This is a genomic window from Shewanella canadensis, from assembly GCF_003966225.1.
Taxonomy (GTDB): Bacteria; Pseudomonadota; Gammaproteobacteria; order Enterobacterales; family Shewanellaceae; genus Shewanella; species Shewanella canadensis.
Window position 1 is genome coordinate 105,623 of the sequence record NZ_RXNU01000007.1, and the last position, 17,898, is coordinate 123,520.

A 17,898-nucleotide genomic window follows, 5' to 3' on the forward strand; every position below is an offset into this window, starting at 1 on the left:
TCAAAGATTGACCAAGTGCTGCAACAAGGATAGAGGTTATGATAAAAGTTTTGATCGTTGATGACTCTCCACTGGTTAGGCAACTACTGACTCACTTGCTTAGTGACACCCCCGACATCAGTGTCGTTGGCGCCGCCGAAGATCCCTATGAAGCCAGAGAGCTGATAAAAAAGGTTAACCCGGATGTGCTGACCCTGGATATTGAGATGCCCAAAATGGATGGAATAGCCTTCCTGCGCAATCTCATGAAGCTCAGACCCATGCCCGTTGTCATGATCTCGACTCTCACCGAAAAAGGGGCTGCTGTAACGCTGGAAGCACTATCCATAGGTGCCGTTGACTTCATCTCTAAGCCTAAGTCAGATTTGACCAATAAACTGATGGACTATCGAGATGAGCTGATTGAAAAAGTACGCTTCGCTGCCAAGAGCAGAGTCCGCCCAACCTCGCCCATTCCAGCCCCCAACTTAAGCACTGTACCGACAAGGTGCTCACAGAATCAGCTAATTGCGATTGGTGCCTCGACCGGTGGCACCGAAGCCATACAGCGCTTAATCTGTCAGCTTCCCTCAGATGTCCCCCCCATCGTCATAGCACAGCATATCCCGGCCGCATTTAGTGCTTCATTTGCCAAACGACTGGACAGTCATGCCAGCATGAGAGTAATAGAAGCTCAGGGTGGAGAACTATTAAAGCCTGGAACTGCCTATATCGCTCCGGGAAGTGCTCACCTCATCATTGAGAAAAGAGGAGGCCTGCTTTATACCAGGCTCTTAGATAGTGAGCCGGTCAACAGGCATAAGCCCTCTGTCGATGTGCTATTCGATAGCGTGGCCCAAGCAGCCGGGAAATCAGCATTAGGCGTTATTCTTACCGGAATGGGAAAAGATGGAGCCAAAGGCTTGCTGAATATGAAAAGGAGTGGTTGTTTTACTCTGGCACAAGATGAAGCCAGCTCAGTGGTTTGGGGGATGCCAGGGGCGGCCGTAGAGCTGGATGCCAATTGTGAGGAGTTACATATAGACAGGATCCCGGCCAAGCTCCTGTCAGTAATGAAAAACGCCTCGCCGGTTTAAATGCCGAGAGCTATACGATGGCCAGGCTTTCATCAACTATTCTTTAACCCATGTTCCATCATCCTTGGCTCTCACCCAAGGTTGTGAGAACCAGTAGTAACCCGATGTGCTCTTGCTTGGCGCGGTACAGTTATATCTGGATCTTCCTGCGGGTAGATCAAATTCGGCTCGGATACTGAACTCATTCGCACTCAACCATAGTGGCTTTTTAGCCCCCTGACCCTGTATGAAGCACATCAACTGGTGTGGATAGATATCCGACATATCCAAAGTGACCCTCAACTCGGGACGCCACTGACCCTTCTTCAACTCTGGATCACTATGGGTTTGCGATAACACAGGCATATTCAAGCTATGCAACTTAACCTTTAAACTCGACAGCTCGGCATAGACACCCGCAACCGGAAATCTCGGTAGAGCCGTTAAAGGGGAGTGGGAGCCAGCGGCTCCTGACTGCTGTCCTAATCCGATAAACCCATGTTCACTCAACATAGACTCTATCGCTTGATTATACTCTCCATAGGGATATGCCAACATCTTATGGCTTTGACCCGTAGCCCTGCTTATCTCATCTTCTGTTTTAAGAATATTCTCTTCAATACGCGCCAACCACTGAACATCTGACTCATCTTCCAACTTACGTATCAGATGCTCGTGTCCCCAACTATGGTTAGCAATCTCAGCCCCCTCACGAGAGAGCTGGATAAGATCATCCCAGCTCATCATTTGACGATACTTTGCTTTAATCGGTTCAACCGAGACAAATACCGTGTAGGGGAATCCATATTCCTTTAAAATAGGATGGGCCGTTTTAGCAATACTTTGATAACCATCGTCGAAAGTTATCACCACCGTTTTGGCGGGTAATGCCTGATCAGTTTTAATGGCATCGACCACTTGAGATAGCGGTGTCACAACAAAGTCATTATCGGCCAGGTATTGCATCTGCTCGCTAAATTGAGCGGGGGTCACACTGGTGATCGCAGGTGTATCTTCTGAGACATGGTGATACTGCAAAATCACAGCAGAGTGAGCCGAAAAGCCAAACACTGAGCAGCCAAGTAGCATTAGCAGCCTTATTATAGCGCCTTTAAACATAAAATTTTAACCTCTGAGATGATATGACTCCAGTCGAATTACTCCGCAACAGACAGAAAAACAGACAGTTATTAGCACTTGCTCTACCTATGATATTGTCAAATATCACAGTCCCCTTACTGGGGTTGGTAGATACTGCTGTGGTGGGTCATTTAAGTAACGCCTATTATTTAGGAGGAGTGGCTGTAGGTTCTACAATCATCACCCTCATCCTTTGGATGCTCGGTTTTCTTCGAATGGCGACAACAGGCTTAGTCGCTCAATCTTATGGTGCCGGCGATACACAAGCACAATACAAACTCTTACTTCAAGCGGGTAGTCTAGCGCTCATTTTAGGGTTAAGTGCCATAGTACTGCAACTCCCCATCTTAAATGGGGCCTTAATGCTCACCGACGCAACGGCAGAAGTCGAACGATATTGTCGTGAGTATTTTCAGATACGGATCTGGTCAACGCCCTTCGCCTTACTCAATCTGGTGCTATTAGGCTGGCTGCTTGGACGGCAACAACCTAAAGCCGCGATGTGGCAACTGATCGTAGCAAACACCGTCAATATCCTGTTGGATCTGCTCTTTGTTCTCGGTTTAGATTGGGGAGTAAAAGGCGCCGCCCTCGCCTCGGTATTTGCTGATATTTCAGGCTTTTCAGTCGCCTTAATGATGGTCTATAAGCAAGTTCAAAAAACTGGGGGATTCGACCTTTTCAAGCTAAGCAAAACGCTTAGCCTCTCTAGCTACCATAAGCTGCTCAGCCTTAATGCCGATATTTTTATCCGAAGTTTATGCCTGCAGATCGCCTTTGCCTTCATGACATTTCAAGGCGCGGGTCTGGGAGATAATACCGTCGCGGCCAATGCCGTACTCCTTAACCTCCTGCTTTTGATCTCCTATGCTCTGGATGGCATCGCTTACTATGCAGAAGCCGAAGTGGGAAGGGCCTATGGCCAGAGGAATAAAGCGTTAATGCGAGATAGCGTCACTTTAGCCTGGCTCTGGTCTGGCATATCGGCAATCCTGTTCACCCTACTCTTCGCCTTCGGCGGAGAGGCCATCATTAACCTGCTCACAAGTATTGAAGCTGTACGACTCGTAGCCGATCAATATCTATTGTGGATCATCATCTTGCCCCTTCTCTCATTCGGCTCTTACCTTTTCGATGGTGTCTACATAGGTGCCGCTATGGGGAAAGTAATGCGCAACAGCATGATCATCTCGACCTTCGGGGTCTTCTTTCCTACTTGGTATCTCCTGCAAGATATGGGTAATCATGCACTGTGGGCCGCAATGAGTGCCTTCATGTTAGCGAGAAGCATGACATTGACGCTGCATTATCGATATCGGTTGAGGAATAAAGGGTTCTAGATTTTATGGGTAAAAGCTAAGGCTAAGATGACGGCCTTCGGCCTATCGCTTCGCGGACGGCTCCGCCTATTCGACGGGCTTCGCCCTATTGGGAAAAGGCTAGGTACAAGTCATCTCAGCTCTACCAGCGCAGCGTCCTCTCAGCTCCACCAGCGCAGCGTCATCTCAGCTCTACCAGCGTAGCGTCATCTCAGCTCTACCAGCGTAGCGTCATCTCAGCTCTACCAGCGTAGCGTCATCTCTGCCCCACCAGCGTAGCGTCATCTCTGCCCCACCAGCGCAGCGTCATCTCTGCCCCACCAGCGTAGCGTCATCTTAGCCCCACCAGCATAGCGTCATCTTAGCCCCACCAGCGTAGCGTCATCTCTGCCCCACCAGCGTAGCATCATCTTAGCCCTACCAGCGTAGCATCATCTTAGCCCCACCAGCGTAGCGTCATCTTAGCCCCACCAGCGTAGCGTCATCTTAGCCCCACCAGCGTAGCGTCATCTCCGCCCCACCAGCGTAGCGTCATCTCAGCCCCACCAGCGTAGCGTCATCTCAGCCCCACCAGCGTAGCGTCATCTCTGCCCCACCAGCGCAGCGTCATCCCAGCATTACCCGCAGACATAAAAAAAGCGAGTTGGCTAATAACCAACTCGCTTTTTTTATTAATCCTGGAGCCTAAGCCCCCGAATCTACAAGCTTCCGTTACTGATAAGAGTGATCGCCGTGTTGATGTTCGGTCACATCCTTAACACCGGTCAGCTCGCCAGGAAACTTTTCAAGTAACTGTGTTTCAATGCCATCTTTTAGCGTGACATCGACCATAGAACAACCATTACAACCGCCACCAAACTGCAGGATAGCCATTCCCTCTTCGGTCACTTCGACCAACATGATGTTACCACCATGACTTGCTAGTTGCGGGTTGATCTCTGACTGGATCACATAATCGATACGCTCACTCAGTGGTGCATCGCTTGCCACTTTACGCATCTTAGCGTTTGGCGCCTTGAGCGTTAACTGTGAACCTAATTGGTCGGTGACGAAGTCAATGCTTGCCTCTTCGAGGAAAGGAGAACTCTTCTCGTCGACCATGGCATTAAAGCCATTGAACTCGAACTCCATATCATCTGCTTCGACAGCGTCTGGCGGACAATATGAAACGCCACACTCAGCCGTTGCTGTGCCTGGGCTAATTACAAATACACGAATATGAGTTCCTTCAGGCTGATCTGCTAACAAAGTAACAAAATGGGCCTGAGCTGCATCGGAAATGTTGATCATTTAAGACATGCTCCGTCAGGTAATGCTTGAGTGTTTTAGTATGGATTAGCCATATGATACTCCTCCTGAGTTCAGCTTTGTAGCCCCTATTTGCATTGGTTTAGTTTTTTTAGCCATTTTGTTGAGATTGCTTTTAATAAAAGTATCCACTTTTCTAAGACCAGCTATGGCATGAAACTGCGCTAACTGTTAATTTAACCTTTATATTACAAGTATAAAGAACATTATCTATGTTGAGATCCTGTCTGTATTTTCTAGCGGCTTACTGCTCATTGTCTTTGCTGTCTCCTGCAATGGCTGCAGAGCCGCACGACGAGAATGCGATCTTAACGGCAAAATCCGATACAAGCCTGACCTCTCCAACCCAGTTTTTAGACTATCCTCTGGGACAGTGGCACCTACGGCATGACCAAATAAATTTCTATCTGAAACAGTTAGCCCGTGAAAGTGCCAAAGTCTCCATCGAAAAGAGTGGCCAAAGCCATGAGGCCAGACAGCAATTAACGGCCGTTATAAGCTCAGCCAAAAACCAAGCACGACTGGATGAGATTCTACGACAGAGACAAACAGTTAAGTCGGGTGATACACAGCAGGGGCCCTTAGTGATCTGGCTGGCTTACTCGATTCATGGTGACGAGGCCAGCGGCGCACACGCGGCATTGAAACTCAGCCATCTACTCGCAAGCAGTAACGAGCAATGGATTAACCGCTTACTGGACGAAGCGGTCATTCTTATTACCCCGAGTCAAAACCCGGATGGTTTAGATCGATTTTCAAACTGGACCAATAATTACCGTGGTCAGGTGAATGTGAGCGACAGTAACCACAAGGAGCACAGACAGAACTGGCCGAGTGGCAGAAGCAATCACTACTTTGCCGACCTTAACCGTGACTGGCTTTTCCTACGTCACCCGGAATCCCAAGGTAGGGTAGCGCTGTTCCACAAGTGGCAGCCTCACTATGTGGGTGATTTTCATGAGATGGGGCGAGATCAGAGCTACTTTTTCCAACCCGGCGTCCCCTCCCGCACACATCCCTTTACTCCAAAAGACAACCAGGCACTGACTGCAAAACTAGCCAAGTTTCATCAGCAAGCATTGGATGAGCTCAAACAAAGCTACTTCAGTCGACAGATGTTCGATGATTTTTACTATGGAAAAGGCTCAACTTACCCGGATATCAACGGTTCTATCGGTGTCCTCTTCGAACAAGCCAGCCCCAGAGGTCAGGTTCAAGCGACACGAAATGGAGAGTTAAGACTGCAAGAGGCCATACATAACCACGTTGCGACCTCGATATCCAGCCTGAAGGGAGCTTTGGCGCTAAAAGATGAGCTGCTTGAATATCAGAGCGAATTTTACCAAGGCAGGGACAAGACCCTGAAAAAAGGACGTCAACAAGGCTTCCTTATTGGCGCCCCCGCTAATGCAAATCGAATTACCGACTTGAGCGCTCTGCTAGAGCAACACCATATCGAGTTTTATTACCTGACTAAATCAGTCACCCAAGGCAAGGTAGATTTTGCCGTGCAAACCAGTCTATTTATTCCTGTTAATCAACCGCAAAAAAGTCTATTGCTGGCCATGTTCGATAATAGAACTGAATTTACCGATCCTACTTTTTATGATGTTTCCAGTTGGAACCTTGAGCAAGCTTATCACCTTCAGTTAATAAGAAACGCTAAGCTGGATATCGACGTATTATCTAAAAAACGGCCTAAACCGACCGCCTTTAACGTCGATGAACAGGCGGTATCCCTGCTCATAAATTGGCAACAGGATAATGCAGCCCCCGTTCTTCAACAGTTGTTGCAAACCGGTATTCGTGCCAAGTTTGCCGGCAAGCCATTTACCATAAGAGTCGATGACATTGACGTTATTTTTCCGGCTGGAAGCTTGCAAATCCCACTGAAACAAAGTGGTAACTCGGCAGAAAAAATTACCGCGAAGCTGACTGAACTGGTGAAGCGATACCCGCTAAACATTGCCTCTGTGACCACCAGCAGCTCGGTTTCAGGCATCGACCTGGGCAGCCCGGATTTTCACACCGTGAAACCGATAAAGCCTCTGTTAGTAACAGGGCAAGGAACTAATGCATCAGAGGTGGGAGAGCTTTGGTATTACTTAGATACAAAGTTGGCCGTCCCCGTGACACTTGTCGATATTGGACGCCTGACACGCCTTACCTTAAGTGACTATAGCCACATTATCCTACCGGGGGGCAGCTACTCCTCACTCGATGAGAAGTTCGCGCGTAAGCTGGGGCAGTTTGCCAAGCTAGGCGGCACAATTATTGCCCAAAAAGGCGCGCTAACCTGGCTAAATAAGGGTCACCTCCTTAAGACAGATCTTAAGGAGGCACGTTTTTATAACCAGCTGTTTGATAGCACCAATCTTAGCTTCGCAGACAGAGAGAAGCTTGAGGCCAGGCAGTCAATCGGCGGAGCAATTCTTGAGTTAACACTCGACCCAACTCACCCATTAAGCTTCGGAATACGCGGTAACAGCTTACCTATATTGAAAAATAAAGCCTTAGGACTGACCGAAACGTCGACCCCCTTCATTGTGGCGGCAAAGTATGCCGAAGAGCCACTCCTGAGTGGCTACCTGGCCGAAGAGTACCAGCGAAGTTTCTCTATGAGCCCGGCAATACTCCTCGAACCCAGAGGAAAAGGGGCGATAGTGATATTGGCGGATAATCTCATGTTCAGAAACATCTGGCTGGGATCGGAAAAAGTCTATGCCAACGCCCTCTATTTTGTACCGGCACTGGATTAGGTTCAAAGCAAGCTAATCCATTAACCCTGGTGCCTCAGCTCTTGCAAGGCACCATATCTGCACATGAATATGTCGCTTCTCAAAAAGCTCCGCAATCTCTTTTGCCGTCGTCCCGGTGGTCACGACATCATCGATCAGTGCGATACGCTGATAGGGGAAATGAGCCTCTAAACTAAAGGCTCCTGACAAGTTTTTACGTCGCTGCTTACCCGTTAACCCAGCCTGAGAGCGCGTATCACTAGTCCGGGTTAGCCCTTCGGTTACCACCGGAATATTGAGCCTGCTGGCAAGGGCACCCGCGATTAAACATGCCTGATTAAAACCCCTCTTCCTTAATCTATTACGGTGTAAGGGCACTGGAATTAATACTTGAGGAAGCTGCAATAATCCAATCTCCTCCAAATAGAGAATTCGGTTCGCTAATACATGTGATAACACAGGTAATGCTGAAAATTGTGCTTGGTACTTAATTTGCCCTACCCACTCTCCCAGCCCTTGATGGTAGCTGCAGGGGGCAATAATGGTGAGCGGTTTAGACGAGATGCAGGCTCCACAATATATGGCCTCAACTTGCATGGCACGACCACAGCCCAGGCATACCGGAGCTTGATAGAGGCCAGTGACGAGACATACGGAGCAGATCCCCGAATCAGGCAACTCAATGCTTTGATGGCACATCAGACATCGATTCGGTAAACTAGCAGCCAGCAGGTTAACGGCTCCACGATAGAGCGCCTGTAATCGTCTTCTGCCGAACTGTGCAGCCTTAACCAAACAGGTCAATGCACGCTGCGCTATAGAATCTTTTATCATAGAAAAAGTCCATTTTTCCTAATCTTGAGGTAAACCTGTGAATCCATCTCCCCTTCATATCGAGTCCATTGGTCAAGGGCAGGAGATCGTTATGCTTCACGGTTGGGGGGTGAACAGTGCCGTTTTTACACCGCTACATTCTTCTCTGTCTCAGTATAGGGTGCACTATGTAGATCTGCCCGGTTTTGGCCATAGCTCAATGATAGAGGGAGATATTGATGCCTGGGTCGATGCGATAGCAAGCAGGTTAGCTCACAAGGCGATCTGGGTAGGCTGGTCATTAGGTGGACTTGTCGCAACCCGAGCCGCATTGCGTTATCCCGAACGGGTACAAGGACTGGTCACTATCGCCTCCTCTCCCTGCTTCATGGCAAGAGAGGAGGAGTCCTGGCCTGGGATCCCGCCTCAGATATTGTCTGACTTTAGCAAGCAACTCGATAACAATCTTAGTAAAACCATAGACCGCTTCTTAGCGATACAGGCCATGGGCAGTGTAACGGCAAAAGATGATATCAAACAGCTTAGAGAGCTGGTCCTATCCAGGCCACTTCCTCAGACGACCGCCCTCCTGCAGGGACTCGATATGCTTAAACATGTCGATCTCCGTCCTCAAATAAGCCAGATAGACCAACCTTGGCTAAGGATCTGGGGGCGATTAGACAGCTTAGTCCCGAGACGGGTTCCGCTTTTGATGCCACAAGATGAACAGCGCTACCAGGATATATCACTCCACAGAGCCTCCCATGCCCCCTTCATCTCCCACAGGGATGAATTCATCACAGGCTTGGTAAACTGGATAGATAAATTAGCAGTCTAAAACTTCTTCGATAATACTTTATCTTTAATCGATAAATGGCTATTATTTAACCATTAAATATTAAGGGGGACATGTATGTTAGTGGTCACTAATTATCCACAAGTGCCGATAGCGACAACCAATGCCGCTACTGACTCTGCACGCACGGATAATCAGCAGAGACCCCCCGTGATCCCACCTAAAGAGTTAACTAAGGGCCATGAAGAGCGGTCCTTTACACCTCAGCACGAACGCACCGCAGAGCAAGCCGACGCTCAAGCCAGATTAAATGAGAGGGCTCAGGGTAAACAGCAAGGTACTGGCCACCAGCAACAGGAAGGTAAACAACAAGATCAGGCGAAACACGCCGCGCCTCTACTTATCAAAGATCTGCTCAGAGGAAAGCCTGCACTTGAACGACGCGATATTCGAGCCAGTCAGCAAGCAGTCAACCCGACTCCCCAGAAAACAGATAATGAAAGAGCCATTATCTTAGATCAACCTTCTGAGTTTTATCGAGAGTTTGGCCAAAGGGTCGAGAGTTTTTATCAGCAACAGACTCATCCACATGATGAGCCTGTCATATCCGCACTTATTTAAGTGTCACCTCGGCTGATTTATGTGTCAGCTCAGCTGAAATCAAACCATCACGCTGCACAACCTCATCCTGGGGGCGATATAAGCCCTTCTGATAGGCTAAACTTCCCCACAGTGCCCAAGCTAACGCCACCTGTTTCATCTCATCACTCTGCGGGGTTGCAACCAGCGTCTCATCAAGGAAATCATATTTAAACCCGCTAGGCACCTTCTCAGGTTGCAATACTACGACATCATCACCACGAAGATAGGCCATATTCTTATCATATTGCATCAATGCACGACCCGGCCAGTCGTCGCTGACTCGTGTCAAATCTTGGCCAAGCATAGGATAACTATCCGATATCCCCATCATAGAGAGCAAGGTGGGTGCGAGATCTATCTGACTCACCACCCTCTGATCCCGTTTAGCTTCCACACCATCGCCGACGATAATTCCAGGGATCCTGAATCGCGAGATGGGCACCAGACTGGAACCACCCACTCTGCTGTCGTGATCGGCAACGATCAAAAATAGCGTGTCTTTCCAATAGTCAGACTGCTTCGCTAGCTTGAAAAACTCGCCCACCGCATGATCGGCATACTTTGCCGCATTATTGCGCGTCTGCTTAGGCTGTTCATAGAGCTCTATTCTGTCATCGGGAAACTCGAAAGGATCATGATTACTCGAACTAAACACTAAACTGAAAAATGGCTTACCTTGCTTGTGAAATTGCTCAAATTCACTGTTCGCTCTTCTCATCAGGTCTTCATCTGAAACACCCCATGAGCCCGTAAAAGCAGGATTTTTGTAATCATTTTCATCGACAATATTACTGAAGCCATTGCCGAGGAAGAAGCTCTTCATATTGTCGAAATGACTCTCACCACCATAGACAAATTGCGTCTCATATCCATGTTGCTTTAACAACGCCGCAATCGAGAAAAAACCATGCTGGCTCTTGCCTAACTTAACGACCGAACGAGCCGGTGTGGGGGTAAAACCTGTCGTGACCGCCTCAATTCCACGAACCGAGCGTGTACCTGTAGCATAGAGGTTTTCGAAAGCCCAGCCCTCTTTTGACAACTCATCAATATTGGGTGTCAGAGGTAAGCCACCTAAGTTACCCACAAATCGCGCTCCTAAGCTCTCCTGTAAAATAATAACCAGGTTCTTAGGTTTACCTTGATAGCTTGCAGGGTTAAAGGAGAGGCTAGGGATCGCTTCCGATGTGAATGCAGCAAGCTCTCTGCCACTTTCCCTTCGTATCGTATCGATCACTTGCTCTTCATCCATGCTGCCGTACATTTTGGCCGCACTGGCTTCACTCTTCATCTGGCTGATAGCGAAGAACAGGGAGTAGGAGGAGTTGATCACCAGAGAGTTAACCAGAGGATCATCAGCAAAAGCGACCATTGCAGGGTTCAAGGGTCTGTGTCCCAGGCTGGAGCGGGCGCCCATCAGAGTCACGGCGATCACTAGCAGCGCAATAAACGGGCGAAAGAACCAACGAGGATAACGAATGTTTTTCAGTAGGCTGCCACTCAACTTCCATCCGCCCCACAGGGTCGTCAAGCTCAACAAGGCAGCGAAAATCAGCTCGACTTTACGCCCGGCCCACAGCATCGAAAGCACCTCTTTGGGATAGATAAGGTACTCGATATAAAGACGATTTGGTCTTATTCCATACTCTTGGATAAATGAGGGGGTAGAGGCTTCAAGAAACAACATTAGCCAAAGACCAAGCGTTAACCAGACTCTTAACAGAGAGTTCCAGGTGCGACCCAGAGCATGATCACCGGAAAATATCGCCGTTCCCAGTGCAGCAATGCCCCACAACCAGCAAAGCGTTGCCAGATCGACCCTAAGGCCTTGGAGAATCAGATGGGACCAACCACCAACGGCAACGACTCGATCGAATTGCCAGAAACCTAATCCGATACGACTTAAAGTGACAATCAATAATGCGATTAAACAAAAACATAAAATGGATCTAAATGGACCCAAAATGGAAAAGCGAGAGGCCATGAAAGCACCCAAAAGTTATCTAGTATTACTAATCCAGAGTTCTGGAGTGGTCCATGCGCTAAGACTCCCTGGGGAGTTTCCCTCTCTCACCCTCTGAGGAGTGATAAGTAAATGTCTCTTTCACCGTAATAAAACATGTGTACGAGTTAGATTCACCATCCCTTAATAAAGGGGTTTGGAATAAGACAAGCGCGGAGTATATAAGTTCACTTGTTCTTTGCAAAGCAGAAACAAAAGTGAAACATTAAAAACGAGAGTTACAAGCGTAAAGTAAAAAAAATGTCGAATGGGATAACCCAGTCGACATTCTCTAAGCACTCGATAACTAAAGTATCGGTATTACTTCTTCAATTTTGCAAAGGCATCGGCGAAAGCGTTGCCCATGGCAGCATTGGCTTGCTGTTTTGGCTGAGATCTATGCTGAGGCTTGCCTTTGCCTTGCTGATTCGATTTAGCAGCAGGCTTAGACCCTGCCTGAGTTTTGTGGTTAGGTCGGCTCGCTGGCATATCACCGGCCTTCTCATCCAAACGCATGCTAAGACCAATACGCTTGCGCTCAACATCGACCTGCATCACCTTAACCTTCACCACATCACCCGCCTTAACGACTGTGTGAGGGTCACTGACAAACTTATCCGTCAGTGAGGAGATATGCACCAATCCATCCTGGTGAACCCCGACATCGACGAAGGCACCGAAGTTAGTCACATTGGTCACCACACCCTCTAAGATCATATCGAGTTTAAGATCTTTAACCGCTTCAACGCCCTCTTTAAAGGTGGCAGTCTTAAACTCTCCACGTGGATCTCGTCCGGGTTTGTCGAGTTCAGCCAGAATATCTGTAACGGTTGGCAGACCAAATTTTTCGGTAATGAAATCTTCGGCCTTCAGGCTTCGTAACAGTTCACTGTTACCCATTAAAGTGTCTAAGGCCTGATCTTTTGCCTTAGCAATCGATTCCACCAGCGAATAGGCTTCCGGGTGCACAGAGGAAGCGTCTAATGGGTTATCGCCATCGACAATGCGCAGGAATCCAGCCGCCTGCTCATAGGCTTTAGGGCCTAAACGTGCAACCTTAAGTAGCTGCTTACGCTGTTTAAATTGACCATTTTCATCTCGGTAAGTGACAATGTTTCTGGCCAATGTCTTATTCAAACCAGCAACTTGTGACAGCAAGGGCGCAGAAGCCATATTGAGATCAACGCCAACACCGTTAACGCAGTCTTCCACAACCCCCTCGAGAGACTGAGACAGTTGGCTCTGACTGACATCATGTTGATACTGCCCAACTCCGATCGACTTAGGCTCGATCTTAACCAGCTCGGCGAGCGGATCTTGTAGACGACGGGCGATAGACACGGCGCCACGAATAGACACATCAAGATCGGGAAATTCATTGGCCGCTAATTCAGAGGCCGAATAGACTGAGGCTCCCGCCTCACTCACCATAATTTTAGTTAACCCTGGTAGCTCGGTTTTCACACTGGCCATCAGCTCACCCGCCAACTTATCTGTTTCTCTCGAAGCGGTACCATTACCAACCGCGATCAGCTCAACCTTATGCATCTTGGCAAGGTTAGCTAAGGTGCGAACAGACTTGTCCCATTGGTTTTGCGGAGCATGGGGGAAGATAGTCGTATGCGCCACCAGCTTACCCGTGTTGTTCACGATAGCCACCTTCACCCCGCTTCTCAGGCCCGGATCTAATCCTAGTGTGGCCTTGGCTCCTGCAGGAGCGGCCATCAGAAGATCGCCCAAATTCTTCGCAAAAACGTTGATCGCCTCAGATTCTGCCTGTTCACGCATCTTAGCAAGAAACTCTGTTTCCATCTGTAGTGCGATCTTGATACGCCAGGTTGCTGTGACGACGGTTTTCAGCCACTGGTCTACCGCACTATCTGTCAGGTTAAGCTTAAAGTGATCGGCGATGATAACGGCGCAGTAACTGCTTTGCTTAGACTCATTGTCCGGATCGGCATTCATGCTTAAACTCAGCATTCCCTCATTGCGACCGCGTAGCATAGCCAATGCACGATGCGACGGTATCTTGCTTAATTTCTCTGTATGCTCGAAGTAGTCACGGAATTTTGCGCCCTCTTTCTCTTTCCCCTTCACCATCTTGCTCTCGAGCACAGAGTTTTGGCTAAGGTGCTGCCTTACCTTTTGCAGCAGCGCGGCATCCTCGGCAAAACGCTCCATGATAATGAAACGCGCCCCATCGAGAACGGACTTACTGTCGGTAAACCCCGCTTCTGCATTGATAAATTTACCCGCTTCGAGTTCAATATCTGCCTGTCGGTTACCGAATAAATAATCGGCCAAAGGCTCGATACCCGCTTCAATTGCTATCTGACCCTTAGTGCGACGCTTAGGCTTATAAGGCAGGTAAAGATCTTCTAAACGCGTCTTACTGTCGGCATCGACCAAGGCTTTTTTCAATTCAGGGGTCAGTTTTCCCTGAGTATCAATACTCGATAGGATCACCGCTCTTCTATCATTCAGATCACGCAGGTAACTCAACCTGCTATTTAACGTACGCAACTGAGTATCATCCAACCCTCCCGTCGCCTCCTTTCGGTAACGCGCAACGAAAGGTACCGTTGCACCATCATCGAGTAAGGTGATAGTAGAGGTGACTTGTTGTTCGCGAACATTCAGTTCCTGAGCGATGATTTGGGCAATATTTTGCGTCATTTGCATAAGAAGTTGTGTCGTGCCTGGATAGAAAGATTTGAGTGGTGCCAAAGATAGCACAGCCGATACACCTCTTGCATGAAATATGCTTAAAGAGATTCAAACGGTGTGAACAAAAAAGCCCACAGGGTGCGGGCCTTCTCCGAAGGGGGAATCAATGATGAATATAACCATCCTCTTTGATCAGCTTCTTCGCCTTTTCAATATCCAGAGATTCAATAGGCTCGGCCAGATAATAGGGAAGCTCGACTGCCTGCTCACTCAGTTGAACTATCTTCCCCTCCTGCAGCCTTTCCAGCACAGAATGCAGCGTATCTTCTAACTCCTGTGGTGCACTGCGATATTGAGAGCCCATATAAGCAATCAACTCATTCACCGTATGACGACCATCGGCGAGTGATACCACTATCGCCATCCAATCTTCCATCGGAGTCGTATCGTCCGGCTTCTCAATATCAACCAATGACACCTGATTATCTTTGCGTGTGAAAATGGCGGTACGATAAAAATACTGAGTCTTATCCATCTTTATTATCCATTTTTGTTATCTGTCGAAGAATCACTTGCTCTATATGAGTAAACCAATTGTATTTCCCCTAGCCTATAGGGAGATCTATACATGTCAAAGCCTGAAAACTGATATTAGCATGAACAATTGTCGTCTCATCATGACCGACATCAATTTAGCCCTAGCTAATATTACTCACATTCAAACTGCATTATTCTCAAAGCCATCAAAAATGGCCACACAGCTCATTCCACTTTTCGGTGGCTTGGAGGTCGCCGTTTCCGAAGCTCAATTTAAAAGTGTGTTTAGCTATATTTTCACCTTCTGTTATCCATGAGCTTTAATTTGAACCACACAGCTCACTCCATCGCTCGGTGGCTTGGGGATCGCCGTTTCTAAAGCCAATGTAGGTGTTTAACTTCTTAGTCGTCTCACTCTGATGCTCGGCCTTCACAGAGGTCGGAACCTCTATCAGGTGTAATCCACCTTTATGAGCCGTCTCAACAAGGCAAGTCGCAAGTTGTTCAGTCGTCTCACACAGGTGACCATCTCCCCCATAGGCCTGGATCAACAGCCTTGGATTAAACCCTTGATCGTTACAGGCATAAATAGGCGCATCACCGGCCTTGCCCAGATGGAATATATTGTTTCTCATGTAGAGAATCGTCACATTGGCGCCCTGCTTCTGCAGATTGATCAGTTCATTAGCCTGGAAATTAAAACCACCATCCCCAATCATGACTAATACCGGCTGCTGGCTGTTAATGTCGGCAAGTTGATCGGCAATGGCTCTTGCGTAAGGAAGACAGGTTCCCATGGCCGCATACCAGGGGTTTGCAAGATAACTTCTGCCGATATCACTGATATGGGTCTCTAATTCGAAGCTGGCAAACAGGGAGCTACCGACTTCGGGCACGAAGATGTAAGGCTTAACGAGCTGACGCTGAGCCTGATTAATCGTGTCCGCTAAGTTATGGTAGCCAAGCATTACGGACTCGAGTGGCAGAGTTACTTTTTCATCCGGATCCTGAGTGTTTTCAGCCTCCTCATTTAACGGTAACTTCTGCACCAGAAGATCGATAACGGCCTCGATATCCTTCTCCCATCGCGCCGTTCCTCGCAGCATGGTTTTATGGCGATGAGTGTCTATGGCATGGGTCTGACTGCTAAATGCATTATTGGTATCGGAGGGAAATATTGCCGTCCCTAACTCCAAAATATAGTCGGCCTGAGATTCGATATAGTGTTTGCCTTCGAGTTCACTGAAGGCACCGTTATAACTGCCTAAACAGAGAGGCTCGCTCTCATTCAGCATTCCCTTACCGAACCAACTCGTCGCATAGGGCAGGCTATGTTGATGACACAATGAGATGATTTTCGAGAGTAGCGTGCTATTCAACCTCAGCTTTTCTCCAAGAAAAACCAAAGGCTTGTTGGCCTGTTTAAGCTTTGCCTCGATATCTTTGGCGATCAACTCGGCACCACTCAAGTTAAGTGGCTGATTCTGTGATATCTGCTCCAGACTCAGTGGCAGGCTCAGAGATTGAGTCGGCTGATTGATCAGATCCCTTGGGATCTCGATAAATACCGGCTGGCGGTTCAGATAGGCATAGCTGAGCAATTCCAAACATTGTTCGGCGGCAATATTCGGCTGTCCGCTATGTCTCTGCCCCTGGAGACGCTCGGCTCTGACACCCAGAGCACGAAAAGAGTTTAAGGCCGCATCGAGATCCGTGTGCCAGGCAGTATGTGGGTGTACCGAATGGTGCAGGGCATGGCTATTGACCTCTGCCTCACCGGGTGCGCCAGAGATAAAGACCACAGGTAAACCCTCGGTTCTCGCCAATGCGGCAGCCGTAACACAGGGAAGGCTGCCGACCGTATAGGTCGTTAAGCACATCCCCAGAGGATTCAGTTCAGCCTGAGCACAGGCGCTAAAGCCGGCATGCATCTCATTGCTCGACGGCAACACATCGAGATGCCCCTCTAATGCGTTGATCAGGTTTGCAACAAAATCACCGCCGACACCATAGGCTCGTTTCACCCCAAAAAAGGCCAATAACTCACCCAGGCAGTCGCCAAAAAGTGGCAAACTGTTGTAATACTCACTACCAAAGTTATCTTTAATCGACGGGGACACGGCGCAATCCTTCTCTATTTCGCTGACACTCTTTACTTATTGAAGATGCAGCCTAGAGAGATTGAGAAAGAGTATGTTGATCGAGATCAGTTTTGAAAAAATGAACGGAGCAGACCAAGTGTATAATTAACGTTACACTTAAACGTGAGCCGGGTCACAGCCCTATGTTAGGGGATGATAGGGGAGTCCTGTCTGTAGACCCGGGTTTACACCAATCCGCTCATTGACCCTAACGCGGCATCGGTGCAGACTTGGGTTCAGCTTAGGCCAATCGAGAGGGATCGGCACTTTCCAAACGACTATTGAGCCGATCTAACTCTGGAGGTCTTCAAAAGCCTTATACTGGATCTTGTTGATGTACCACTCCTTAGGCCCCAGCGGTGTCGGGACAACCACCTCGTCGTCAACCTGCTTGCCGATAAGCGCACGGGCCATGGGGGAATCTATGGTGATGTAGCCAAGCTTGGTATCTAGCTCATCTTTACCCACGATGCGGTATTGGACTATCTCGCCAGCTTCATTTTCCAGCTCGATCCAGGCACCGAAGAATACCTTACCCTCCTGTTGAGGCGAGTAATCGATAATCTGCAGCTCTTCGACCCGCTTAACCAGATAGCGAACACGGCTATCTATTTGACGCAAAAGCCTTTTATTATAAGTGTATTAGTACCACTCCTATAAGCATACTAAATAACATAGGAAGCACTAGTAAAGACCAGATCATTAACTCACTTAGTAACTTTGACAAAATAAGAACCATT

The 17,898-nt window shown here is 48.3% G+C and carries 12 protein-coding genes and 1 pseudogene; 5 read left to right on the plus strand and 8 right to left on the minus strand.

Annotation, left to right across the window (positions count from 1 at the left end):
- Positions 1-38 precede the first annotated feature (38 nt).
- Positions 39-1,076: a protein-glutamate methylesterase/protein-glutamine glutaminase gene (locus EKG38_RS14515; RefSeq protein WP_126520956.1), complete on the plus strand. Its 1,038-nt coding sequence runs from the start codon at positions 39-41 to the stop codon at positions 1,074-1,076.
- A 36-nt stretch (positions 1,077-1,112) separates the two neighbouring features.
- On the opposite strand, the gene EKG38_RS14520 is transcribed toward EKG38_RS14515, so the two are convergent.
- Entirely contained in the window at positions 1,113-2,174 is a 1,062-nt protein-coding gene (locus EKG38_RS14520) for a polysaccharide deacetylase family protein (RefSeq protein ID WP_126520957.1), read from the minus strand.
- 23 nt (positions 2,175-2,197) lie between these two features.
- Here EKG38_RS14520 and EKG38_RS14525 point away from each other — a divergent pair, with 23 nt between their 5' ends.
- Positions 2,198-3,535: an MATE family efflux transporter gene (locus EKG38_RS14525; RefSeq protein ID WP_126520958.1), complete on the plus strand. Its 1,338-nt coding sequence runs from the start codon at positions 2,198-2,200 to the stop codon at positions 3,533-3,535.
- 690 nt (positions 3,536-4,225) lie between these two features.
- Here EKG38_RS14525 and nfuA read toward each other — a convergent pair.
- Entirely contained in the window at positions 4,226-4,804 is a 579-nt protein-coding gene (gene nfuA, locus EKG38_RS14530; protein ID WP_126520959.1) for a Fe-S biogenesis protein NfuA, read from the minus strand.
- Between the two features lie 230 nt (positions 4,805-5,034).
- Here nfuA and EKG38_RS14535 point away from each other — a divergent pair, with 230 nt between their 5' ends.
- Positions 5,035-7,581 carry a M14 family zinc carboxypeptidase gene (locus EKG38_RS14535; protein ID WP_126520960.1) on the plus strand — a complete coding sequence of 849 codons (2,547 nt, stop codon included), beginning with the start codon at positions 5,035-5,037 and terminating at the stop codon, positions 7,579-7,581.
- Between the two features lie 12 nt (positions 7,582-7,593).
- Here EKG38_RS14535 and EKG38_RS14540 read toward each other — a convergent pair whose 3' ends face one another.
- The gene (locus tag EKG38_RS14540; RefSeq protein WP_126520961.1) at positions 7,594-8,394 is read right to left on the minus strand and encodes a ComF family protein; all 801 of its coding nucleotides are present in this window, start codon (positions 8,392-8,394) and stop codon (positions 7,594-7,596) included.
- Between the two features lie 37 nt (positions 8,395-8,431).
- Here EKG38_RS14540 and bioH point away from each other — a divergent pair, with 37 nt between their 5' ends.
- Together bioH and EKG38_RS14550 are read left to right on the plus strand one after the other, a co-directional pair.
- A complete protein-coding gene (gene bioH / locus EKG38_RS14545; protein ID WP_126520962.1) occupies positions 8,432-9,211 on the plus strand; it encodes a pimeloyl-ACP methyl ester esterase BioH in 780 nt (259 codons plus the stop codon).
- A 75-nt stretch (positions 9,212-9,286) separates the two neighbouring features.
- A complete protein-coding gene (locus EKG38_RS14550) occupies positions 9,287-9,790 on the plus strand; it encodes a hypothetical protein (RefSeq protein ID WP_126520963.1) in 504 nt (167 codons plus the stop codon).
- Here the strand turns inward: EKG38_RS14550 and EKG38_RS14555 are convergent.
- From EKG38_RS14555 to EKG38_RS14575, 5 genes and pseudogenes are all read right to left on the minus strand, one after another.
- Entirely contained in the window at positions 9,783-11,795 is a 2,013-nt protein-coding gene (locus EKG38_RS14555; RefSeq protein WP_126520964.1) for an LTA synthase family protein, read from the minus strand. The two genes, EKG38_RS14550 and EKG38_RS14555, sit on opposite strands and share 8 nt — an antisense overlap.
- Positions 11,796-12,134: 339 nt before the next feature.
- On the minus strand, positions 12,135-14,495 hold the full coding sequence (locus EKG38_RS14560) for a Tex family protein (protein ID WP_126521097.1): 2,361 nt from the start codon (positions 14,493-14,495) through the stop codon (positions 12,135-12,137).
- A 148-nt stretch (positions 14,496-14,643) separates the two neighbouring features.
- The gene (locus EKG38_RS14565; protein ID WP_012004311.1) at positions 14,644-15,015 is read right to left on the minus strand and encodes a hypothetical protein; all 372 of its coding nucleotides are present in this window, start codon (positions 15,013-15,015) and stop codon (positions 14,644-14,646) included.
- 322 nt (positions 15,016-15,337) lie between these two features.
- On the minus strand, positions 15,338-17,137 hold the full coding sequence (locus EKG38_RS14570) for a thiamine pyrophosphate-binding protein (RefSeq protein ID WP_126520965.1): 1,800 nt from the start codon (positions 17,135-17,137) through the stop codon (positions 15,338-15,340).
- Positions 17,138-17,449: 312 nt separating this feature from the next.
- Positions 17,450-17,800, minus strand: a pseudogene (locus EKG38_RS14575) (GreA/GreB family elongation factor); the annotation flags it as partial.
- Between the last annotated feature and the right edge of the window lie 98 nt (positions 17,801-17,898).